Annotated in this window: 21 protein-coding genes and 1 other RNA gene; 16 read left to right on the plus strand and 6 right to left on the minus strand. The window is 44.3% G+C overall.

The window, feature by feature from the left end; translation table 11 throughout:
- Nucleotides 1-3 precede the first annotated feature (3 nt).
- A complete protein-coding gene (tamL, locus tag AC2D6U_RS07405) occupies nucleotides 4-2,502 on the plus strand; it encodes a translocation and assembly module lipoprotein TamL (protein WP_484720317.1) in 2,499 nt (832 codons plus the stop codon).
- Here tamL and AC2D6U_RS07410 read toward each other — a convergent pair.
- The gene (locus tag AC2D6U_RS07410; protein ID WP_484720318.1) at nucleotides 2,499-4,604 is read right to left on the minus strand and encodes an alpha-ketoacid dehydrogenase subunit alpha/beta; all 2,106 of its coding nucleotides are present in this window, start codon (nucleotides 4,602-4,604) and stop codon (nucleotides 2,499-2,501) included. The genes tamL and AC2D6U_RS07410 overlap by 4 nt on opposite strands.
- Before the next feature lie 168 nt (nucleotides 4,605-4,772).
- On the opposite strand from AC2D6U_RS07410, the gene hemF reads away from it, so the two are divergent.
- The 7 genes from hemF to AC2D6U_RS07445 all read left to right on the plus strand — a co-directional run bounded on the left by hemF (nucleotide 4,773) and on the right by AC2D6U_RS07445 (nucleotide 9,214).
- A complete protein-coding gene (gene hemF / locus AC2D6U_RS07415; protein WP_484720319.1) occupies nucleotides 4,773-5,672 on the plus strand; it encodes an oxygen-dependent coproporphyrinogen oxidase in 900 nt (299 codons plus the stop codon).
- Complete coding sequence (locus tag AC2D6U_RS07420; RefSeq protein WP_484720320.1) at nucleotides 5,669-6,235, plus strand: phosphatase PAP2 family protein; 567 nt, start codon at nucleotides 5,669-5,671, stop codon at nucleotides 6,233-6,235. The genes hemF and AC2D6U_RS07420 overlap by 4 nt, the downstream gene beginning before the upstream one ends.
- Nucleotides 6,228-6,737, plus strand: coding sequence for a hypothetical protein (locus AC2D6U_RS07425; protein ID WP_484720321.1), 510 nt, complete (start codon nucleotides 6,228-6,230; stop codon nucleotides 6,735-6,737). Before AC2D6U_RS07420 ends, AC2D6U_RS07425 begins: the two co-directional genes overlap by 8 nt.
- Nucleotides 6,734-6,994 carry a hypothetical protein gene (locus AC2D6U_RS07430; RefSeq protein ID WP_484720322.1) on the plus strand — a complete coding sequence of 87 codons (261 nt, stop codon included), beginning with the start codon at nucleotides 6,734-6,736 and terminating at the stop codon, nucleotides 6,992-6,994. The genes AC2D6U_RS07425 and AC2D6U_RS07430 overlap by 4 nt, the downstream gene beginning before the upstream one ends.
- 114 nt (nucleotides 6,995-7,108) lie before the next feature.
- An RNA gene (gene ffs / locus AC2D6U_RS07435) (signal recognition particle sRNA small type) lies at nucleotides 7,109-7,206 on the plus strand.
- Nucleotides 7,207-7,304: 98 nt separating this feature from the next.
- Nucleotides 7,305-8,111 (plus strand): MIP/aquaporin family protein, encoded by an 807-nt coding sequence (locus AC2D6U_RS07440; protein WP_484720323.1) that lies wholly within the window; start codon nucleotides 7,305-7,307, stop codon nucleotides 8,109-8,111.
- Nucleotides 8,108-9,214 carry a mandelate racemase/muconate lactonizing enzyme family protein gene (locus AC2D6U_RS07445; RefSeq protein ID WP_484720324.1) on the plus strand — a complete coding sequence of 369 codons (1,107 nt, stop codon included), beginning with the start codon at nucleotides 8,108-8,110 and terminating at the stop codon, nucleotides 9,212-9,214. The genes AC2D6U_RS07440 and AC2D6U_RS07445 overlap by 4 nt, the downstream gene beginning before the upstream one ends.
- An 87-nt stretch (nucleotides 9,215-9,301) precedes the next feature.
- On the opposite strand, the gene AC2D6U_RS07450 is transcribed toward AC2D6U_RS07445, so the two are convergent.
- The gene (locus AC2D6U_RS07450; protein ID WP_484720325.1) at nucleotides 9,302-9,640 is read right to left on the minus strand and encodes a single-stranded DNA-binding protein; all 339 of its coding nucleotides are present in this window, start codon (nucleotides 9,638-9,640) and stop codon (nucleotides 9,302-9,304) included.
- A 198-nt stretch (nucleotides 9,641-9,838) separates the two neighbouring features.
- Between AC2D6U_RS07450 and AC2D6U_RS07455 the strand changes: the two genes are divergently transcribed.
- The 4 genes from AC2D6U_RS07455 to AC2D6U_RS07470 all read left to right on the plus strand — a co-directional run bounded on the left by AC2D6U_RS07455 (nucleotide 9,839) and on the right by AC2D6U_RS07470 (nucleotide 11,899).
- Nucleotides 9,839-10,207 (plus strand): hypothetical protein, encoded by a 369-nt coding sequence (locus AC2D6U_RS07455; protein WP_484720326.1) that lies wholly within the window; start codon nucleotides 9,839-9,841, stop codon nucleotides 10,205-10,207.
- 78 nt (nucleotides 10,208-10,285) lie between these two features.
- Nucleotides 10,286-10,942, plus strand: a complete 657-nt coding sequence (gene fsa / locus AC2D6U_RS07460) for a fructose-6-phosphate aldolase (RefSeq protein WP_484720327.1) — start codon at nucleotides 10,286-10,288, stop codon at nucleotides 10,940-10,942.
- Between the two features lie 52 nt (nucleotides 10,943-10,994).
- Nucleotides 10,995-11,198 carry a fructose-6-phosphate aldolase gene (locus AC2D6U_RS07465; RefSeq protein ID WP_484720587.1) on the plus strand — a complete coding sequence of 68 codons (204 nt, stop codon included), beginning with the start codon at nucleotides 10,995-10,997 and terminating at the stop codon, nucleotides 11,196-11,198.
- Nucleotides 11,195-11,899 (plus strand): cell division ATP-binding protein FtsE, encoded by a 705-nt coding sequence (locus AC2D6U_RS07470; protein ID WP_484720328.1) that lies wholly within the window; start codon nucleotides 11,195-11,197, stop codon nucleotides 11,897-11,899. Before AC2D6U_RS07465 ends, AC2D6U_RS07470 begins: the two co-directional genes overlap by 4 nt.
- On the opposite strand, the gene AC2D6U_RS07475 is transcribed toward AC2D6U_RS07470, so the two are convergent.
- The 4 genes from AC2D6U_RS07475 to AC2D6U_RS07490 form a co-directional block, all read right to left on the minus strand.
- Nucleotides 11,892-12,428 carry a hypothetical protein gene (locus AC2D6U_RS07475; protein WP_484720329.1) on the minus strand — a complete coding sequence of 179 codons (537 nt, stop codon included), beginning with the start codon at nucleotides 12,426-12,428 and terminating at the stop codon, nucleotides 11,892-11,894. The genes AC2D6U_RS07470 and AC2D6U_RS07475 overlap by 8 nt on opposite strands.
- Nucleotides 12,418-12,972, minus strand: coding sequence for an RNA polymerase sigma factor (locus tag AC2D6U_RS07480; protein ID WP_484720330.1), 555 nt, complete (start codon nucleotides 12,970-12,972; stop codon nucleotides 12,418-12,420). Before AC2D6U_RS07480 ends, AC2D6U_RS07475 begins: the two co-directional genes overlap by 11 nt.
- A gap of 142 nt (nucleotides 12,973-13,114) precedes the next feature.
- Nucleotides 13,115-13,804, minus strand: coding sequence for a tetratricopeptide repeat protein (locus tag AC2D6U_RS07485; protein ID WP_484720331.1), 690 nt, complete (start codon nucleotides 13,802-13,804; stop codon nucleotides 13,115-13,117).
- Between the two features lie 16 nt (nucleotides 13,805-13,820).
- Nucleotides 13,821-15,245, minus strand: coding sequence for a CCA tRNA nucleotidyltransferase (locus AC2D6U_RS07490; protein WP_484720588.1), 1,425 nt, complete (start codon nucleotides 15,243-15,245; stop codon nucleotides 13,821-13,823).
- Nucleotides 15,246-15,401: 156 nt separating this feature from the next.
- Between AC2D6U_RS07490 and pyrG the strand changes: the two genes are divergently transcribed.
- From pyrG to AC2D6U_RS07510, 4 genes are all read left to right on the plus strand, one after another.
- The gene (gene pyrG / locus AC2D6U_RS07495) at nucleotides 15,402-17,015 is read left to right on the plus strand and encodes a CTP synthase (protein ID WP_484720332.1); all 1,614 of its coding nucleotides are present in this window, start codon (nucleotides 15,402-15,404) and stop codon (nucleotides 17,013-17,015) included.
- Between the two features lie 10 nt (nucleotides 17,016-17,025).
- Entirely contained in the window at nucleotides 17,026-18,867 is a 1,842-nt protein-coding gene (gene yidC, locus AC2D6U_RS07500) for a membrane protein insertase YidC (RefSeq protein ID WP_484720333.1), read from the plus strand.
- Between the two features lie 309 nt (nucleotides 18,868-19,176).
- Nucleotides 19,177-19,947, plus strand: coding sequence for a ParA family protein (locus tag AC2D6U_RS07505; RefSeq protein ID WP_484720334.1), 771 nt, complete (start codon nucleotides 19,177-19,179; stop codon nucleotides 19,945-19,947).
- 7 nt (nucleotides 19,948-19,954) lie between these two features.
- Nucleotides 19,955-20,860 carry a ParB/RepB/Spo0J family partition protein gene (locus AC2D6U_RS07510; protein ID WP_484720335.1) on the plus strand — a complete coding sequence of 302 codons (906 nt, stop codon included), beginning with the start codon at nucleotides 19,955-19,957 and terminating at the stop codon, nucleotides 20,858-20,860.
- The last annotated feature ends 60 nt before the right edge of the window (nucleotides 20,861-20,920 follow it).

The raw sequence follows: 20,920 nt of genomic DNA on the forward strand, positions 1-20,920 counted from the left end.
TTTGTGCCTAAATCAGTAACGACAGCTTTGCGGAATATCTCCTGCCTTTTTTTAATACTATTCATCTCTGCCTGTTCTGGGACGAGACATTTGGAAGATGGGGAAAAATGGCTTTATAAGCAACGCATTAAAGGGATTAAGAACATCTCAAAAGATCCTGCTACTCGACTGATTGCGCTTCGACCGAACACACAGATTCCATTGATCGGCCCATTGGGTGCCAATATTTATGAAACGGGTCGCAACCATTGGGACTCTTTGGCTTTAGTTCGTAAGATTGAAACACTAGACAGCACATATACACGTCTGATAGAAGCCGAAGACATCACACCGAAGAAGAAGAAAAAACTCACCAATAAAAAAGAACGTAAGATCGCCAAATTCGATAAGCGCAGGAGGCTTGGTAACTTTCGAATGCGAACAGGTACTCCTCTTTCTGTCTATGACAGCCTAGCCATTGAACGATCACGATTGCGCATAAAGAACTACCTCAATGAAAAAGGCTTTCTTCAAGCCGAAGTCAGTATTAAAAAAACGGAGAAAAGAAGAAAAGTCTACCAAGACTTTGTGGTGAAGGAAGGCCCAAGAAGCTTCATCGATAGCACATTGATCAGAACAGGTGACCCGGCGATCGCCTTCTTATTGCAGGCTAGTCTCGACGATTCTTACCTGAAAAAAGGCACAAAATATGACAAGGCAAATATCGACAGAGAACGAACAAGGATAGAAAGTTACCTCAAAAACAACGGGTACTTCGAAATAGATGATCGCTTCATCAACTTTGAAGTCTACTTTGCACCCAACCAAACAGATCTATGGGTCACTACCGTGATCAAAAAACCGGCAAACAGGCCACTTCACAAATCGTTCCGCTTAGACTCCATTATTGTCAACACACAAGGAAATGAAGCCATTGAAGACCGTTTATTCTTCGATACCATTCAATACAATATTGGCGCAGAATATTATAATCCAAAAGTTATTGATGCGCGAATAAAGATCACTCCAAAAGAGCAGTATAATTTTGACGCGGTTCGGCAAACGCAACGGCAGCTTCTCAACATGAATGTGTTTCGTTATGTCAACATCAATTTTGATACAACTCAGATTCCAGGAAAATTCATCACCAACATCTATACCGCGCCACAGCGTAAATACCAGCTAACGCAAGAAGTCGGTTTAAACATGACAGAAGGTGTTCCAGGACCCTTCTACAACCTTTCCTTGGTCAATCGTAATGTGTTTGGTGGTGCCGAGAACTTACAATTGACAGGGTTTATTGGTTCTGAAGGGGTAAGTGGTCTTTCTAACCAAACCGGCGTTTTATCGAGCTTTCAATATGGGGGTAATCTGGCGCTGACCTTTCCGAGGTTCAACATTCCATTTACACAGAACAAGTACAGCAAGAGAGTCTTCAATCCGACCAACACCATCTCCGTTGGATATTCCTTTACCGACCGGCCGGAATATGTCCGATCTAACCTCAGCGGAAGATTTGGCTATGGCTGGCAAAATGCTGACGGGAACAGGAGCTTTACCCTGAATTTACTCGACATCAATCTGATCAATACCAATAATGTGGATCCCGAATTTCAAAAATTACTGGAGGACCTATTGGCTCAAGGAAACACACTTGCCCTTGCTTTTAATCGCTCCTTTGTGTCGAGCACCTCGTTCAACGCCATCTATAATTTCAACTACAGCAATGCGCTGGCACCTTCCAGCTTTTTCAGGTACCTCGTAGAACTGGGAGGCCCGTTTGATAATCCTATCGCGAGAAACCTTCTTAATGACAACCAAAATCCAACAGAAGGCACCCCATCAAGTGGTTTGGAGTACTACCGCTTTTCTAAGCTACAGATCGATTACCGAAGACACATTCCCTTACTCGACGATAAAGCCCTGGCCTTTCGCTTTCATACCGGTTTTGCCTATGCATTTGGCGACAACGAAGCCCTGCCCTATGAAAAATACTTCTTTACCGGAGGTAGCAACAGCAATAGAGCATGGAGCCCTCGCCGTCTAGGACCGGGTTCTTCAACACCCTACCTGCTCGATGAAAATGGCCAAAATGTGGTGGATGCCAATGGTGAGTTTGTACCCAATCGAACAGGAGCAGATAGCTACCTTTTTGAGCAGCCGGGTGAGATCTTGCTTGAAATGGGTGCGGAGTATCGCGCCAACTTGAGTGGTTTTCTAGACTATGCCTTTTTTGTAGATGCAGGTAATATCTGGCGTACTCGACCAAATGATATTGTGACAGATCCTAATCAAGTGGTTCGTACTTCACCCGGTGAAAACTTTGAATTTAATCGGTTCTACAAAGAGATCGCCATTGGTGCAGGCTTTGGTCTGAGGTTTGATTTTTCCTTTTTGGTCTTCCGCTTTGATTATGGCATCAAGGTGAGAGACCCACGATTCCCTGAAGGGCAGCGATGGAGAAAACCTTTCGAATCCAGTACTTCCGGTGTATGGAATATTGCCGTTGGCTATCCTTTCTAATAGGCCAACAGCCTTTGTAGTTCTGCCTCTACTTTTTCAGGAGTCGGCAGCATCGCCTTTTCAACCTCCACATTCAATGCGATCGCCGGAAGATTTGCCGCACCATAGGCCATCACAGGTGCATCCAATTGTTCAAAGCAGTGTTGAGAAATTCTACCTGCCAAAGATTCAGCGAATGAATTTAACAGAGGTTCTTCCGTTAACACCATGGCTTTGTTGTGTCGCTCGACCGCCTCAACGATTCCTTCCCAATCGATAGGGTTCAAGGTTCTCAAGTCCAAGACCTCTACCTGATCTTTGAACGCTTTACTCGCCGCTTTGGCCCAATAAACACCCATACCATACGTGATCACTAGACAAGATTCTCCGTTGGCGATCGCCTCATCACTGGCCGATTGCGCCACCCTGGCTTGTCCTAATGGTACGATATACTCGCTATCCGGTTCAAACGTCTTCGCCTCTTCCGTTCCAGGCACTTTTGACCAATACAGTCCTTTGTGCTCTAACATCACCACAGGATTAGGGTCATGGAAGGCCGCTTTAAGCAATCCTTTCATGTCCGCTGCATTAGACGGATAAACGACTTTAATGCCTCGAATATTCAGTAAAGTAGATTCGATAGAGCCGGAATGATAGGGCCCTCCACCTCCATAAGCACCTATAGGCACCCTAATGAGCGACTGTATCGGGAATTGTCCGTTCGATAGGTAACAACTCTTGGAAAGCTCCTCTACCAATTGGTTGATGCCAGGCCAGATGTAATCAGCGAATTGGATCTCTACAATAGCCTTGGCTCCTACAGCCGACATGCCAGCGGTAGAGCCCACAATATAGGCTTCCTGAATAGGAGTATTGAATACACGTCCATCACCATATTTTTGGGCTAAGGTCGCGGCTTCTCTGAAAACACCACCAAGCGTACCACCCACATCCTGTCCGTAGAACAAGGCTTCAGGATGTGATTTTAGAATGTCATCCACAGCATGTAGTGCGGCATCGACCATCACTACTTTTTCAGCTCTTTGAGGCCTTCTTTGTCCTTTTTCTTCCGTGATGGGTGTAGGTGCAAATTCATGATCCATTACATGTGCAGGGTCTGGATCTTCCGCATTCAAGGCTCTGGCGTACTCTGACTGGACAAAGGCTTTGGCCTCGTCCTCAATTTTAATGAGCTGAGATTCTTTGAAGCCAACTGACTTTAATGTTTTGCGTAGCTTCGGGATAGGATCAGCCTTCTGGTGTTCTTCCAGATCAAAATCACTTCGATACCATTCCTTTCTCACCCCTGATGTATGGTGTCCCAGCAACGGAGTCGCAGCATGCACCAAAATCGGGCTTCGATGGTTCCTAACATGAGCAAAAGCATTCTCCATGCCCTGGTATGAATCGACAAAATCTGCCCCATCCACACGCATTCTTTCCAAGCCCTTGAATCCAGCAGCAAACTCATAAGCATCCATGGCCCGCATCTCTTTGCCCGTAGCGCTGATTCCCCAATCATTGTCTTGAATCAAGTAAATAATAGGCAATTGATGGAGAACGGCCATTTGAAAAGCCTCGGATACTTCTCCTTCGGTGACGGAACCATCACCCAATGAACAGAGCACTACTGGACTATTCTTCTCTTTCAGTAAGCCTTGTTCCTCTAAATAATGAATGCCGTGCGCCATGCCTGTAGCCGGTATCGCCTGCATTCCTGTTGCCGAACTTTGGTGTGGAATGGTTGGAAATCCCTCTCTTTTCAGCGAAGGATGGCTGTAGTAAGTTCTACCACCAGAGAATGGATCGTCTTTTTTGGCCATGAGCTGTAACATGAGCTCATAAGGCTGCATACCAATGCCTAACAGGATGGATTCATCGCGGTAATAAGGAGCGGCAAAGTCGTTGGCCGTCAAATGAAAAGCGGCCGCCAGTTGAATCGCTTCATGCCCACGTGATGTGCTGTGGACGTACTTACTACATATGGCTTTATTCTCATCGTAGGTGATGGCCATGTTGTAAGCAGTATTCATGAGCCGGTAGGCCTTTTCTAGGGTTTGTTTGGGTATATTGAACTCTTTGTTTTTTGTGTTGCGTGTACTTTGCTTCTCTGTCAACTCCATTGAATTCCCTGCTTTGATGAACAAAATTAGTCATTAATTTCAATCGATTGAATAAAAACTAACGAACGGTAGGTAGCATCTTTAGAAACGTGTCAATCCTCAATTAGTTTGGACGAATTCATCTCTTTTCAATGAAAGACATCGTCTGATTTATTCTATTTTTGCCTTATGGCCAATCCAGATAAACAGCATATCGCTTCTGTCTTTAGAAATATCCAAGATCATATATGTCAGGCCCTGGAAGATGCCGATGGAAAAGGTGTTTTTCTGCAAGACCGCTGGGATCGCCCAGGAGGTGGAGGTGGCCGCACACGCGTGATCCGTCATGGGAATATCATAGAAAAAGGAGGGGTTAATTTCTCTGAGGTCTATGGAAAAACGCCTGAAAAGATTTTGAAGGGTTTTGGCTTGACCGATGGTGACTTTTTTGCAACTGGTGTTTCTATCGTTTTACATCCTGAAAACCCATGGGTGCCCATCATACACATGAACATCCGTTATTTTGAAATGTCAACCGGACAGTATTGGTTTGGCGGAGGCATCGACCTTACCCCACATTACGTTGACAAAGAAGATGCCCAGTTCTTTCACCGGAAACTCAAAGCCGTCTGTGATAAGCACGCTCCGCATTACTATGCCGAATACAAGCATTGGGCGGACGACTATTTCTACCTCAACCATCGAGAGGAAACCAGAGGCATTGGAGGAATTTTCTTTGATCACCTGAGCGAAGATGAGGCCTTCACCAAAGAAGATCGTTTCAATTTTGTGAAAGATGTCGGCTTGGCTTTTGCACCAATTTACACTCACTTCATGAAGAAAAACTCGGTAACCCCCTTCGGTGAACGTGAAAAGGAATGGCAAAACCTGCGCAGAGGCCGCTATGTTGAGTTCAATTTAGTACATGATAGAGGAACCAAATTTGGGCTTGAGACCAACGGCAGAACAGAATCCATTTTGATGAGCCTGCCACCCCTCGCAGGATGGGAATATGACTACATCCCCCCTAAGAAGTCAAAAGAAGGCCAGACGTTACAATTATTAAAAAAAGGCATCAATTGGGTATGATCGAAACTTTGGAATCGTGGGATCAAGCCCTTTTCAAACTAGTGAATGGAGCTCATTCAGCGGTTGGAGATTTTCTTATGCCATGGATCAGCAATAAGTACCTCTGGATCCCTCTTTACCTGATCATTTTATACGGATTGATCAAACACAGCCCCTACCCTTGGTGGCAAGTAGTTTTGGCTACAGTGGTCTTGATCACGGTAAGTGATCAGATTGCCTCGGGCTTTCTAAAACCCTCTGTTGCTCGGCTTCGCCCTTGCTATGAGCCCGCTCTTGAGGGCATGGTTCATCTGTTAAAAGGGTGTGGTGGAAGATTTGGTTTTGCCTCTTCACACGCTTCGAATTCTTTTGCCATCGCTTTTTTTTCACTTTTCCTATTAAAAACTAAATGGCCATGGATACAATGGCTCATCCTTTGGGCGACAATTGTTGCCTATAGCAGAATTTACCTTGGGGTCCATTACCCCGGCGACGTGATAGCAGGTGCGGCCATCGGCTGGCTTTCGGCACTTTTTTCTTTCCAACTACTGGTTTTCTTCAACAAGCGAAAGAGAAATGAATAAACTCACCCTTATTTTTTCTTTGCTCCTACAGTGCGGAATCACATGGGCACAAACTGATCTTTCGGCATGGGAAGGTCGCTGGCGAGGAACCCTGGCCATTTACAACGAAAAAGGATTGGTACAAGAAACGACCATGGGCCTGAACATCTTAAAAGATGGCAAGGAATGGAAATGGCAGATCATCTATGGCGAAGGAGACAGTCAGGACTTCAGGGATTACAGCCTCCGTCCCACCTCCAACCCTAGCCAATTTGAACTGGATGAACACAATGGCATCGTTCTAAGGCTTTCTTATTTACATCATTCATTCCATAGCATCTTCGAAATGAATAACACAACGTTGGTCGTTTCGTATAGCCTTGAAAATGATGAAATGGTATTTCGAACACAGTTTTCACCTGCTGAAGAGATTATCACGTCAGGGGGAAACAATGAAAACACACCTATTGTCAAGGCGAGAAAAACCACTACGTTTCAAATTGCTCATTTAACCAAGTCATGAAAAAAGACGCGATCGTTTACAAGTATTTCAAACGGATTTTCGACGACTATCAAGTACTCGTAGCCGTTAACCCAATCGATTTCAGTGGTATAGAATTGATCATTCATCCCGATACCAAAGTTGAAAAGAACGAGATGCAATTCGACGAGGACATTTATGAAGACCTGGCCGTGGATGAGTTCAAGGAGTCCAGCGCGTTAGAATTTCAATTGTACTTGAAGAAAGAATTCTTCACGCGTAAAGAAGACGAGAAATAAGCGTACGCCTCAAAGACTCGGTACACCATCGAAGAAAATGGGGAGGTGCAAACACAATGCTCAAATCTTTTCCTTCTGCATTTCTTTAATAGCAATTTCTTGATACCTTTGCGCCCGGCAGAGGGATGCGACCAGCTCCTGCTGAACTCCCCCAGGCTGGGAACAGAGCAAGGGTAGGCGGTTGTAGCGGTGCGACATCCTGATGCCTTTTTTTATTTCCTTCCTTTTTCAGGGCTCAAGCCCACTCTACTGCTTTCATATTTTTCGTATCATTACAAGAAATGATTGTCAGACTTAACCTACTGCCCTCATGTCGCCTTACCTAGCTGAGTTTATCGGAACTGCTGTTCTAATGTATTTTGGAAATAGCGTCAATGCCACCACCACCTTAAAATACTCTTATGGCCAAAATGCCGGATGGATAGTCACAACCATCGGTTGGGGTTTGGCCGTAACCTTTGGTGTCTACGCTGCCGGTGAGATCAGCGGATCGCACATCAATCCTGCCGTGACCACTTCTTTAGCCATTGCAGGTGAATTCGATTGGGCCCTTGTGCCCGGCTACATTCTCGCTCAGGTGCTAGGTGCTATGCTGGGCGCTAGCTTGACTTGGCTACAATACCTACCTCACTGGAGAAAAACGGAAGACCAAGCTGCAAAACTTGGTGTCTTTTGCACTGCGGGAGCCATCGATCAGAAACCGGCGAATTTTGTTAGTGAGATCTTAGGCACCATGGTCTTGATCTTTGGACTTTTGATGATCGGAGCGAACGTTTTCGCAGAAGGATTAAATCCCCTTGTTGTTGGTGGGCTCATTGTGGTCATTGGAATGGCCCAAGGTGGATCCACCGGCTATGCCATCAACCCTGCACGTGACTTTGGCCCTCGATTAGCACACTTTCTATTGCCAATAGCCGGTAAAGGAAGTTCCAACTGGACGTATGCTTGGATTCCCATCTTAGGTCCAGTCATTGGTGGTGGAGCGGGTGCCGCACTGTACCAGTATGCGTTTGAGGGAAAATACAGCGTTGTCGGCTTTTCTTGCGTTACACTCGTGCTCGTGGCCATCGCTTACGCGATCATTAATGAAAGAAAGAAACAAAACGAGCTTGCATGAAAATTACGGCGATAGAGCTATTTCTTTCCAAGATCAAACTCAAAAAGGTCTTCACTACTTCTTTAGGAGCACGCGACCACACCTCTAACGTCTTTGTCAAAATCACATCGGATAGCGGTCTGTTCGGTTGGGGCGAATGCGGACCAAACCCAAAGATCAATGGAGAAACAGCTGAGACCGGACTACTTGTCGGTCAGCTGATCGCAAAGCATTTGATCGGCAAAGACCCACACGATCACGAGCAAAACATGGCGCTGATGGACAGCGTCATATTTGCCAACACCAGCATTAAATCGGCTTTTGATATTGCTTGTTATGACCTTGCTGCCAAAGCAAGGCAACTGCCTTTGTATCAATACCTCGGTGGAACCATTCGCAAAAAGCTGGTGACTGACTATACTGTGAGCGTGTCGGATCCACAACAAATGGTAGAAGACGCACTCGAGATCAAGGCACTAGGCTTTTTAGCCATCAAGGTGAAGCTGGGAGACGGAAAAGCCAGTGATATAGACCGAATCCAAAAGATCAGAGCAGCCGTTGGAAACGGTATGGACATCCGCGTTGATGCAAATCAGGGTTGGACAATTGATGAAGCAATTCATACGCTAGGTGAACTGCACCAATTCAATGTCCAGTATTGTGAAGAGCCTATTTCAAGAAGAGATGATTACCAGCTGCATCGGGTGAAAGAAAAAAGCCCTGTTAAAGTGATGGCGGATGAATCGTTATTCGACCATCTCGATGCCAAAAAATTGATTCAAGGAAATCACTGCGACATGTTCAACATCAAGTTGGGCAAATCAAGTGGCTTATTAAAAGCGCAGAAGATCGTTCAGGAAGCAAGTCAACAGGAAATAGAGATGCAAATTGGTGGCTTTCTCGAATCCAGGATCGTTGTGACGGCAAGCGCACACCTTGCACACACCCATGATCTGATAAAGTACGTGGATTTCGATAGCGCTCTTTTTCATGCGATTGATCCTATTCAAGGCGGCTTAGTTTATGAAAAGAATTGGGAGATTAGTTTGCCCGATAGCCCCGGATTGGGCATTGATATCGATCAGGATTTCTTGTCCCATTGTCAATCTGTCTTGATCACCTGATCTGCAACATACATAAAAAAAGGAGCCGAAGCTCCTTGACATGGGTTGGTGTGTGTTTATGGACCAAACCTCTGTGGAATAAAGAATTCATTTCTTGGCACCGATCATCAAGAGTTCATTCAAATTGATTTCCGTGACATAGCGCTTATCGCCGTTTGATGTTTCATACGAACGATGCGTGAGTTTGCCTTCTAAGGCCACTTCTTGTCCTTTGCTTAAGTACTCGCCAGCGATCTCTCCTACTTTACCCCAAGCCACGATATTATGCCATTGGGTATCTTCTACTTTGTCGCCATTTGCGTTTCTGTAACTATCGGACGTGGCGATAGAAAAAGTGGTCAATTTCTTTCCACTGGTTAAGGTTTTTACTTCTGGATCTTGACCTAGTCTTCCAATTAATTGTACGCGGTTTCTAAGATTTTGCATGATGATAAAATTTAATGTTTAACATGTTTATTAATTCTTGCCGCTGTTCTCAACGACTGATACAAAGTTGAAGAGGCACCTGCATAGGAGTCGGTTGCTAAACGTTTGTAGCCGCTTAATAGTCGTTTGTAAACATTTACTGTTGGATATATAGCTGTATTTCAATAGATTAGAACATCACACACAAATACAAGTACTATGCAAGAAAGAACCTGCTTAGAATGTGGCAAACCCGTTTTTGGGCGAATCGATAAAAAGTTCTGTGATGATCAATGCCGCAACGCATACAACAATAGGCAGAATGCCGACGCCAACAATTTTGTGCGGAATGTTCATTATACCTTACGCAAGAACAGGAGAATACTAGAAGAGCTAAACCCTAGCGGAAAAGAAAAAGTAAGAAGAAGTCAACTGGTTGAAAAAGGCTTTGATTTCACCTACCACACCAGTACCTACACTACCCAAAAAGGCGCGGTCTATTTCTTCGTTTATGAATACGGCTACCTGGAACTTGAAAGCGATTTTTTGCTTCTGGTGAAAAATGATAAAGCGCTTACAAATAATTGAATCATTGGCCCTGACTGAGGTATGATTCAATGATTTATTCTAGCTTTGTATTCACGTTAACCAATTAAAAACCCTCGCATGAAATTCTTTATCGACACTGCCAATTTGAACGAAATCCAAGAAGCCTATGACCTAGGTGTTTTAGATGGCGTCACTACCAACCCTTCCTTAATGGCCAAAGAAGGTATTTCCGGTCATGAAAATGTGATGGCGCACTACAAAGCTATTTGTAATATCGTAGATGACAATGTGAGTGCAGAGGTGATCGCAACTGATTACGAGGGCATGATCAAAGAGGGAACTGAACTGGCGAAGATCGACGATAAGATCGTTGTTAAAATTCCAATGATCAAGGATGGCGTAAAAGCGATTAAACACTTCACCAATGAAGGCATCAGGACCAATTGCACCTTGGTATTCTCTGCTGGGCAAGCCCTTTTAGCCGCAAAAGCAGGCGCCTCTTATGTCTCTCCATTTATTGGTCGTTTAGATGATATTGGTTCTGATGGTCTTGAGCTCATCGAACAAATCGTGCAGATCTACGATAATTACGGCTTCATTACGGAAGTGCTGGCTGCATCTGTACGCCATACCATGCATTTAATTCAATGTGCTGAAATTGGTGCCGATGTAGCTACCTGTCCTCTTAATGTGATCACGAGCTTACTCAAGCATCCATTAACGGATAAGGGCTTGGCTCAATTCCTCGCTGACCACGCAAAAGCCAATGGATAAAACATTCGTCACCGCTCAGGGTTATTCCATTAATTCCGAGTTAATTGAAGAGATGTATATTATCAAAGTGAAAGGCAAGGCAAAGATTCCGGATTACATCCAGCTAAGGGATGAGAACTTTGTACTCATTGCATATTTCAGGGCTGATAGGCCGTTGAAAAAGCTTGAAAAATATGGACTAGAAGGCAAAGAGGTTGCGTTGAATGATGTAATTAATAACTTGCCTTTTGGTAAACTTCAAAAACTAGAGATTTGACCTCATTCTCGGCAGACCCCATCGTACAAATTAAAGATGCGACCATCTTTCAAGACGATAGAGCGGTGCTCAACAACATTTCATTGAATATTGAAAAGGGTGAATTCGTTTACTTAGTGGGCAGAACAGGCAGTGGCAAATCCTCCTTGCTTAAAACCCTTTATTGCGACCTTCCCCTGCAATTAGGGGCCATCCGAATTGCCGGTTTCGACGTCGACTCGATGAAAAGGAAGGATGTACCTATGCTGAGGAGGAAATTAGGAATCATCTTTCAGGATTTTCAATTGCTCCCCGACCGCAGCGTCGCTGAAAACATTTATTTCGTCATGAAAGCCACCGGCTGGAAAGATAAATCCAAGATGCGAGCTCGGATGTCTGAACTATTGATGAAAGTGGGTTTGGGAGCCATCGATACCAAGATGCCTCATCAGCTCTCGGGTGGTGAACAGCAGCGCGTTGTGATCGCCAGAGCCATGGTAAATGAGCCCTTACTGCTAATTGCAGATGAGCCAACAGGTAACTTAGACCCGGAAGTCTCAGAAGGCATATTCAAAACCTTCGAGAAGATCAATGCGCAAGGAACTGCCATTCTTATGGCAACGCATGACTTCAAACTGATCGATAATTTCCCTAAGCGTACCTTACGTTGCGTTGACGGTCAGGTACAGGATATTCCGGTTGGTGGCTACTCTGCTAGTTGATCTTTACATCCAATTCTTCAGGGAATTTTTCCTGTGCAATGATATCGAGCTGCGCATTGATCATGTGGATTCTTCTTCTCAACAGGTGCATCAATCGGTCATACACTTCCGGCGAAGACTGCTCTTCTAAATAAACCTTCCTGAGGTCATTGTACAATAGCTCAAGTTCTTCAATGTCGGAGGATAGAAAATTTATGGCTTCCTCACCTTCCAAAGCACGATCAAGCTTCACCTGCTTTTTATTGATAATAGATGTGTAAAACATCTCCAATTCCTCAAATTCAGAGAGTTCAGTGGTTGCCACTGATTCGGCGCTACTCGGCCAGTAATTGTCAGCAACTAAAAAAGTGACCGCAGCGAGTAACACCACTACTGCCGCCTTCCAATACCAAAGTACCGGGTTCTTTTGAACTTGCGGTTGATCGAGATCTCGTGTGATGCGATTCCACACTCCAGATGGCACCTCCTTAGAGTCGAAAGAGCCCCGATTGTCTCTTATAAATTCTTCTAATTGATCTTTATCCTGCATGTTGTAATTCTTCTTTTACGATCTCTTTCAGCTTCTTTTTGGCACGATTCAACTGTGACTTGGAAGTTGATTCTGTGATGCTGAGTATTTGTGCAATTTCCTTATGGTCATAGCCTTCGATCAGGTACAAACTCAGCACAATACGATACCCCTCGGGTAGCTTGTCTATGCTCAGCCGCACAAGATCTACATCGTAGACAAGCTCGACGTCTTCCTGCTCCACCAACACGTCCATGTGGCTTTCTTGCATCTCTTCGAAAGCGATCTTTCGTTTTCTAATCAAATTGATGGCATTATTCACCACAATTCGCTTGAGCCAACTGCCAAAGGTTGAATTGCCTTTATAGCTGGCCAAGTGCTTGAATGCGCTAACAAATGAATCCTGCAATACATCTTCAGCATCCAACTCATTTCCGGTGATACGACAAGCCGTATTGTACATGGCACGTGAGTATAGCTGATACAGTTCGTACTGTGCTTCTCTTTCGCCAAGCAGGCACCTATCAATGATCCGTTGATGAATATTCTGGTATTCGGCTTTCAATTGGTCAACTTCAAACTAAAGACAGCCTCATTCGGTAGAGGTTGCATAGGAAGTTAACTATTTCGCAAGGATTATGCGAGAAAAGCTTGAGTCATAAAAAAAGGCGCCCGAAGCGCCTTTATCATTTTTTGATGGAATGTTCCTATTTGATCCCGTCCAAGCTGATCTTAGGAGATTCAAAATCAGGAGACAATTCCAGGGCTTTGTTAAAATGACCCCTTGCCTCGTCGTTATTCCCTTGTTCCAGGGCAATCAAACCCCTAACATTTTCGATGGCCGCCATCATTTTCACTTCTTGGCTATTCCCATCAGAAGTATTCAGTTGCACCATATCTTCTGCACCAATTTTCGTTTCGAGTATCTTCAAATTGTTTTTAGACTCTTCAAAACGTTGTAACGTATATTGCAGATAAGAGATTTGGAAAAGAATGTAAATGTCTTCCGTTTGCAGCCATATTTTTTCATAATTCTCTACCGCTTTATCATACAGTCTGAGATTCTCATAGCTCAAGGCTTGAATTTCAAGGCCAATGATACTGGTAGGATAAATTGCATTGATGTCTTGGGCCACTAATGCACTCGAAACATACTGACGGTTACCAAAATAGAGCTCTGCCAAATTCCTGAGCACGGCAGTATCCCTCGGGTTTAAAATACTCATCTCCAACAAAGCTTGTTTGGAAAGACCCGCATCATTGTAGCGCTGGGCTTTCTGGTACAAGGCCACCGCTTTTGCGTACTCGTTCGCGATGTACGTACTATCTTGTGCGAAACCACTGAAAGTGGTTAACATCAGCACAAGCATAAGGGCAAAAAGTTTCATCCTTTTCATTTGATCGATTCTACTATTAGTTCAGTGATTTTATTACGTTAAGTCCCTTTTGCTTACCCACTTCTAGCATGTAAGCGTAGGCTTCCTCAAATTCATTCTTAATTGTTCCTTCCAGCACAGCTTCTTTCAAGGCTTCTTTGATCTCACCCACGACTTTGTCAGGATCAAGGCCAAAGGTTGTCATCACCATTTCTCCGGTAATAACGGGCTGAAAGTTACGAATTTTATCTTTTTCCTCTACTTCGCGCATCTTTCTTTCCACGATATCAAAGTTCTTTAAGAAGCGCTTCACTTTGCTGTTATTCTTCGACGTGATATCAGCGCGACAAAGCGTCATCAGGCTTTCAATGTCGTCGCCGGCATCAAACAACAACCTGCGTATGGCTGAATCGGTGATCTCGTCGCGCACCAAAGGAATAGGGCGCAAATGAAGTCGGACCAATTTCTGAACAAACTTCATTTCTTTTCCCATGGGTAGCTTTAAGCGCCTAAAAATGGCAGGAGTCATGCGAGCACCTTTGTCTTCATGTCCATGAAAGGTCCAGCCAACCTTTTTGTTAAACCGTTTGGTGGCTGGTTTAGCAATGTCGTGTAGAATGGCCGCCCACCTCAACCACAGGTCGTCAGACTTTTGCGCTACATTGTCCAGCACTTGCAAGGTGTGGTAGAAATTATCTTTATGCGATTTATCATCCTTCGTCTCCACGCCATGTAAAGCAACCATTTCAGGGAAGATCTCGCCAAGTAAGCCGCAATGGTACAATAGCTTGAAACCATAAGATGGTTTTTCAGCAAGAATGATCTTATTCAATTCTACAATGATGCGCTCTTGGGAGACAATGTGAATGCGCTCTTTCATTTCCTGAATAGCCAGAAAGGCATCTCCATCAATATCAAAATTCAGCTGAGCAGCAAAACGAATGGCTCGCATCATGCGCAATGGGTCATCCGAAAAAGTTTCTGCCGGAGCCAAAGGTGTCTTGATCAGTTTGCGTTTTAGGTCACCGACGCCATCGAACGGATCGATCAACTCACCATAGTTTTGTTCATTCAAGCTGATGGCCAAGGCATTGATGGTAAAATCCCGCCTGTTTTGATCATCCGACAACGAGCCATCCTCAACAATGGGTTTGCGCGAATCGCGGTTATATGATTCTTTTCTTGCCCCAACGAACTCGAACTCCTGCTCACCCTTTTTGATCATGGCAGTACCGAAGTTCTTGAACACATTCAATGGTAGTTTTCCGCCCAAGGTGCGATGAACCTCCTCAGCAAGTGCAACCCCACTACCTACACAGACAAAATCAATGTCTTTTGCCCCCCTTTTCAGTAGAAGATCCCGCACATAGCCCCCTACCACATAGGAGTCAACTGTTAGTTTTTTTCCTGCGTTAGAGACAATTTTAAAAATGGGATCGGCGATTCTATCAGAAAGATTCATGTACAATTTCGTCCAAGGGTAGGCAAATTTAGCAGTATTTATAGCCCCGACAAAGGTAGCCATTGATATCGCCGGTAAAGTTTCGGCGCCACGGGGAATGAATGAAGCAAAAAATCATACCTTTGTATCCCATAAGTTGAAAAGGCTTTATTACTTATGGCTTCTGCAAAATACATCTTTGTTACCGGCGGGGTAACATCCTCCCTAGGAAAAGGAATCATCGCGGCTTCACTTGCTAATTTGCTGCAAGCGAGAGGTTATCGTGTGACCATTCAAAAATTTGACCCGTACATCAACATAGACCCGGGAACACTGAATCCTTATGAACATGGGGAATGTTACGTAACAGACGATGGTGCAGAAACGGACCTTGACCTTGGTCATTACGAACGGTTTCTCAATATCCGTACCTCTCAGGCCAACAACATCACTACCGGAAGAATCTACAACGACGTCATCACAAAAGAACGACGTGGTGATTACTTAGGAAAAACCGTCCAGGTTATTCCACACATTACAGACGAGATCAAACAGAATGTTTACAAACTAGGCGAAACCGGTGATTACGACATCGTGATCACGGAGATCGGTGGTTGTGTGGGTGATATTGAATCGCTCCCGTTTATTGAAGCCGTTAGACAAGCTAAACTTGAAGTCGGTGAGAATAATGCCTTGGTCATTCATTTGACCCTTATCCCTTACCTCAAGGCAGCAAAAGAACTAAAGACAAAACCCACGCAGCACTCGGTAAAACAGTTGCTTGAAGCGGGTATTCAGCCTGATATTTTGGTTTGCCGAAGTGAGAAGCCTCTTCCCAACGACATCAGGAAGAAACTGGCCTTGTTTTGCAATGTGCAACTCAACTCTGTGATCGAAGCGCTAGATGCTGAAACCATTTATGACGTTCCGCTTTTGATGCGCAAAGAAAAGCTGGATGAGCGTGCCTTGACCAAGCTCAGACTTTCACACAAAGAACAGCCGAACATCGATGATTGGCGAGAGTTTTTGGGAAGATTAAAAAATCCAACCAATGAGGTCACTATCGGTTTAGTTGGAAAATATGTTGAATTGCCAGACGCCTACAAGTCCATTGCAGAAGCGTTTATCCATGCTGGTGCGCATTTAGAGTGTAAAGTGAACGTTCGTTGGATTTCTTCCGAAACCATTAACGATAAATCCGTTAAACGTTTATTGAAAGATTTAGATGGTGTGTTGGTGGCTCCTGGCTTTGGCGAAAGAGGAATAGAAGGCAAAATCGAAGCGATCAAATTTGTGCGTGAACATAACATCCCGTTCTTCGGTATTTGCTTAGGCATGCAGTGTGCAGTAGTTGAGTTTGCTCGTAATGTTTTAGGCATGAAAGAAGCGTCTTCAACTGAGATCGATAAAGAGACGAAGTTTCCTGTGATCGATTTAATGGAAGACCAGAAGAAAGTAACGGACTACGGGGGTACGATGCGTTTAGGTTCCTACGAGTGTAAACTATCCAAAGGTTCACATGCCATTCATACCTATGGGAAGCAAAAAATTGAGGAGCGGCACAGACATCGCTATGAATTCAATAATAAATACTTAGCCGCATTTGAAAAAGCAGGTATGAAGGCCGTTGGACTGAATCCCAAATCGGGTTTGGTGGAGATCGTCGAAATACCAAAACACCTATATTTTGTTGGAACACAGTTCCATCCTGAATTAAAAAGTACTGTTATGAACCCTCACCCCCTATTCGTGAGTTTCATCGGTGCTGCAGTTAGAGGACAGAGAGATTAATTAAGAAAAAATGGATAGAAATCAGGCTATAGGCCTAGTGCTGATCGCAGGGCTTTTGATCATATATTCGATGGTTTATCGACAGCCAACGGACGAAATGGCATCAATGGCTGACTCAACAGCGGTTGAGATGAAAGAAGCCACCATTGGCGAACCGATTCAGGAGCAAAAGGCAGTGGAAGGTTCAATCGCGAATGAACCGGCCGATATCGACTATGACAGTCAGTTCGGTGTATTTGCCCCGATGTTACAGGGTCAGAACAAAACCTTCACAGTAGAAACCGACCTGGCGACCTATACCTTCAATACCAAAGGTGGCTTGATCGAACGTGTTGAATTGAAAGACTACAAGTCTTACAATGGTGACCCGCTACTCCTTACCTCACCGGAGAACAGTCAACAAGACTGGCTCTTACCAACAGTGAAAGGAAATCTAAACCTATCAGAGTTCTACTTTGATGGGGTTACCCAAGACAAACGCCTGACAGGTGAGGACACCTATTCCGTTCGCTTGACGTCTACGGCTGCCGATGGAGGTAGCATTACGCACACCTATACTTTCTCGGCCGACTCGTACCAAGTTGGATTCCAAACAAAGCTTGATGGATTGTCTTCCAGCCTGGTTGGTGAAATGGTCGCCATCAAATGGGCCAAAAACATGAGCCGATTTGAAGGCAATTTGGATGATGCTCGTAACAACACGACCATCACTTATTTCACCCAAGCAGAAGATTATGAAGAGCTGAAAGCGACCTCAAAAGATCCTCAAACAGAATTGGCAAGCGAGCCGATCAAATGGGCAAGCTTTAACCAGAAATTTTTCAATGCGGGCATCATTGCTGAAAAGGGCTTTAGCACAGCAGCCATGAGCACCGCCGTGCCATTGGCAGATACTGCAGTTGTCAAATCAGGCTTACTTGAATTGAGCATACCAGTAGCCGACATGCAAAATGGTGCGGAATTCACCTATTTCTATGGCCCCAAGCAGTACAAAACCCTGAAAAAAGTGGGCAACGACTATGAAGAGAATGTGTACATGGGCTACGCATTGGTCAGCTGGTTCAATAAATACATCTTGGTAGAGCTCTTTGCCTTTTTGGAAGGAAAGATCGCCAACTACGGACTGATCATTATGATCATCGTACTGATCGTCAAAATGGTCTTATTCCCATTGACGAGAAAATCGTACCTGTCAATGGCGAAAATGAAAGTATTGAAGCCAGAACTGGATGAGCTAAAAGAAAAGTTTGGGAGTGATCCGCAAAAGATGCAACAAGAGCAAATGGCCTTGTATCGTCAATTCGGTGCTAACCCAATTCAGGGTTGTTTACCAATGGTATTACAAATGCCCATCCTTTTCGCCATGTTCTTTTTCTTTCCTAATTCCATTGAATTAAGACAAGAGAGTTTCCTTTGGGCACACGATCTGTCGACTTATGATGTCTTGATCAACCTACCCTTTACCATTCCATTCTACGGGTCTCACGTCAGTGGATTTACCTTGTTGATGACCATTTCGACCATTGTGTATACATGGTCAAATAACCAAGTAAGTACCGTACAAGGGCCAATGAAAAACATCGGATACATTATGCCGGTGATGTTCATGTTCATTTTGAATAGCTACTCATCAGGTCTTAGCTTTTACTATTTCGTTTCGAACGTCGTTACCTTTAGTCAACAAGCGCTGATTCGTCGATTTGTGGATGATGAAAAGATCAGAGCAACCTTGATGGAAAACAAAAAGAAGAACGCCAACAAGAAGAAATCGAAGTTTCAGCAGCGTTTGGAAGAAGCCATGAAGGCTAGCCAGGAAGCACAAAAACAGAAACAAATCAAGAAGAAAAAATAAAATAAAAAGGAGGTGAACGCCTCCTTTTTTTGTGCTCTTCACAAAAAACAGACGCTCAGGTTCTTAGGCCTTCTAGATGTGCATAAGTCCACGAACTGTGGAATTCTCTGTTGATTATTCTTTGGCCTATTCTTATATCTTTGTATCGGTTGCTTTCACGCTGAATACAATGCGTTGTCAGAGAAGAACAAAGACAAAAAAAGAAACCAAAAGCAGGACGCTATCGCCTGAAAAGAGCGAATAGTTTCCAAATTGGGCCCTGAAAGCGAATTACTTTACCTAATAAATAGACTCTTTTCAAACTAACTAATGGGAAAAATCATTGCGATAGCAAATCAAAAAGGGGGCGTTGGTAAAACGACTACTGCTATGAATTTAGCAGCGAGCTTGGCCGCCTTAGAATATAAAACATTGGTTGTAGATGCTGATCCACAAGCCAATACCACTTCTGGACTTGGGCATAACCCGCGTGAGATCACCAAAAGCATTTATGAGTGTATGGTGGGTAAGTACACCATCAACGAGTGCATCCTGGAAACTGACATGGAAACCCTCAAGCTGGTACCCTCTCATATTGACCTGGTAGGGGCTGAAGTGGAAATGGTCAGCTTGACCAATCGTGAGGAAAAGATGCGCGAGGTTTTGCATGTGGTGAAAGATGACTACGACTTCATCTTGATCGATTGTGCCCCTTCATTAGGCTTGATCACCATCAATGCCCTAACGGCATCCAACTCGGTCATCATTCCGGTGCAATGTGAATATTTTGCCTTGGAGGGTTTAGGCAAGCTATTGAATACCATTACCATTATTCAAAAAAGACTGAACTCGAATCTAGAAATTGAAGGCATTCTATTGACAATGTATGATGTGCGGTTGCGTTTATCGAATCAGGTGGTGGAAGAAGTACAAACACATTTTAAAAGCATGGTCTTTAAAACGATCATCCCTCGAAATGTGAAATTGAGTGAATCACCGAGCTTCGGTGTTCCTGCTATTGTACACGATGCTGAAAGTAGAGGCGCCTTGGCCTACTTGAGTTTGGCGAAGGAAATTGGTGAGAAAGTAGTTGCAGAATAATTTGAATATGGCAGTTCCTAAAAAGAAGAAAAACGCACTGGGTAGAGGTTTAGGTGCACTTTTAGAAGATTCCTCTCCATCACATGAAAAGGAGTCGCTCGGGGCAAATGCCAGTGGCACCATGAATGAAATACCCCTTGATCAGATTCAGGTAAACCCATTTCAACCTAGGATTCATTTTGACCGAACCGCCCTAGAAGAATTGGCTGAATCCATCAAAGTACAGGGCATTATTCAACCGATCACTGTCAGAAAACTAGGCGATAAGGAATACCAACTCATCTCAGGGGAGCGTCGTTTTCAGGCCTCTAAATTGGCAAAACTCAACAGTATCCCCGCTTACGTGAGAATGGCGGATGACCAGCAAATGCTGGAAATGGCGCTGATCGAGAACATTCAACGAGAAAATCTGGACGCCATTGAGATCGCATTGAGTTACCAGCGTCTGATCGAAGAATGCAACCTGAAGCAAGAACAGCTTGGTGAACGCGTAGGAAAGAACAGAACAACCGTTAACAACTACTTGCGCTTGTTACGACTACCGCCTGATATTCAAGCCGGCATTCGAGACAAAAAGATCTCCATGGGCCATGCAAGAGCGATCATTAACGTAGACGACGTCGACAAACAGCTCCACATTTACAAGAAAGCGGTCAATGAAGAGCTTTCAGTTCGCAAAGTAGAACAATTGGTACGTGATTTGATGGCAAAGGCAACGGACGATCCTAAGCCAGAAAAGAAGAAAAGCAGTCCACACCGTTCGTACGAAGTACAACAAGTGCAGACCAAGCTTTCTTCGCATTTTGGTACGCGGGTAAGCTTGAAAGCCGATGGACAATTCAGAGGTGAGATCAAGATTCCTTTTGTTTCGACCGAAGATTTGAATAGAATTCTTGAGATCATCGACCTCTAAATGCGTCAATTCTGTAGTTGTTTCCTCCTTCTGCTCCTAGCCTTTCCGTTAAGGGCTCAA

The sequence above is a fragment of the Roseivirga sp. YIW32 genome, assembly GCF_057219245.1.

Coding starts and splice junctions, on each gene's coding strand:
- AC2D6U_RS07410 (WP_484720318.1), bottom strand. CDS start 4,604: ATGGAGTTGACAGAGAAGCAAAGTACACGCAACACAAAAAACAAAGAG.
- hemF (WP_484720319.1), top strand. CDS start 4,773: ATGGCCAATCCAGATAAACAGCATATCGCTTCTGTCTTTAGAAATATC.
- AC2D6U_RS07420 (WP_484720320.1), top strand. CDS start 5,669: ATGATCGAAACTTTGGAATCGTGGGATCAAGCCCTTTTCAAACTAGTG.
- AC2D6U_RS07425 (WP_484720321.1), top strand. CDS start 6,228: ATGAATAAACTCACCCTTATTTTTTCTTTGCTCCTACAGTGCGGAATC.
- AC2D6U_RS07430 (WP_484720322.1), top strand. CDS start 6,734: ATGAAAAAAGACGCGATCGTTTACAAGTATTTCAAACGGATTTTCGAC.
- AC2D6U_RS07440 (WP_484720323.1), top strand. CDS start 7,305: ATGTCGCCTTACCTAGCTGAGTTTATCGGAACTGCTGTTCTAATGTAT.
- AC2D6U_RS07445 (WP_484720324.1), top strand. CDS start 8,108: ATGAAAATTACGGCGATAGAGCTATTTCTTTCCAAGATCAAACTCAAA.
- AC2D6U_RS07450 (WP_484720325.1), bottom strand. CDS start 9,640: ATGCAAAATCTTAGAAACCGCGTACAATTAATTGGAAGACTAGGTCAA.
- AC2D6U_RS07455 (WP_484720326.1), top strand. CDS start 9,839: ATGCAAGAAAGAACCTGCTTAGAATGTGGCAAACCCGTTTTTGGGCGA.
- fsa (WP_484720327.1), top strand. CDS start 10,286: ATGAAATTCTTTATCGACACTGCCAATTTGAACGAAATCCAAGAAGCC.
- AC2D6U_RS07465 (WP_484720587.1), top strand. CDS start 10,995: ATGTATATTATCAAAGTGAAAGGCAAGGCAAAGATTCCGGATTACATC.
- AC2D6U_RS07475 (WP_484720329.1), bottom strand. CDS start 12,428: ATGCAGGATAAAGATCAATTAGAAGAATTTATAAGAGACAATCGGGGC.
- AC2D6U_RS07485 (WP_484720331.1), bottom strand. CDS start 13,804: ATGAAAAGGATGAAACTTTTTGCCCTTATGCTTGTGCTGATGTTAACC.
- AC2D6U_RS07490 (WP_484720588.1), bottom strand. CDS start 15,245: ATGAATCTTTCTGATAGAATCGCCGATCCCATTTTTAAAATTGTCTCT.
- pyrG (WP_484720332.1), top strand. CDS start 15,402: ATGGCTTCTGCAAAATACATCTTTGTTACCGGCGGGGTAACATCCTCC.
- yidC (WP_484720333.1), top strand. CDS start 17,026: ATGGATAGAAATCAGGCTATAGGCCTAGTGCTGATCGCAGGGCTTTTG.
- AC2D6U_RS07505 (WP_484720334.1), top strand. CDS start 19,177: ATGGGAAAAATCATTGCGATAGCAAATCAAAAAGGGGGCGTTGGTAAA.
- AC2D6U_RS07510 (WP_484720335.1), top strand. CDS start 19,955: ATGGCAGTTCCTAAAAAGAAGAAAAACGCACTGGGTAGAGGTTTAGGT.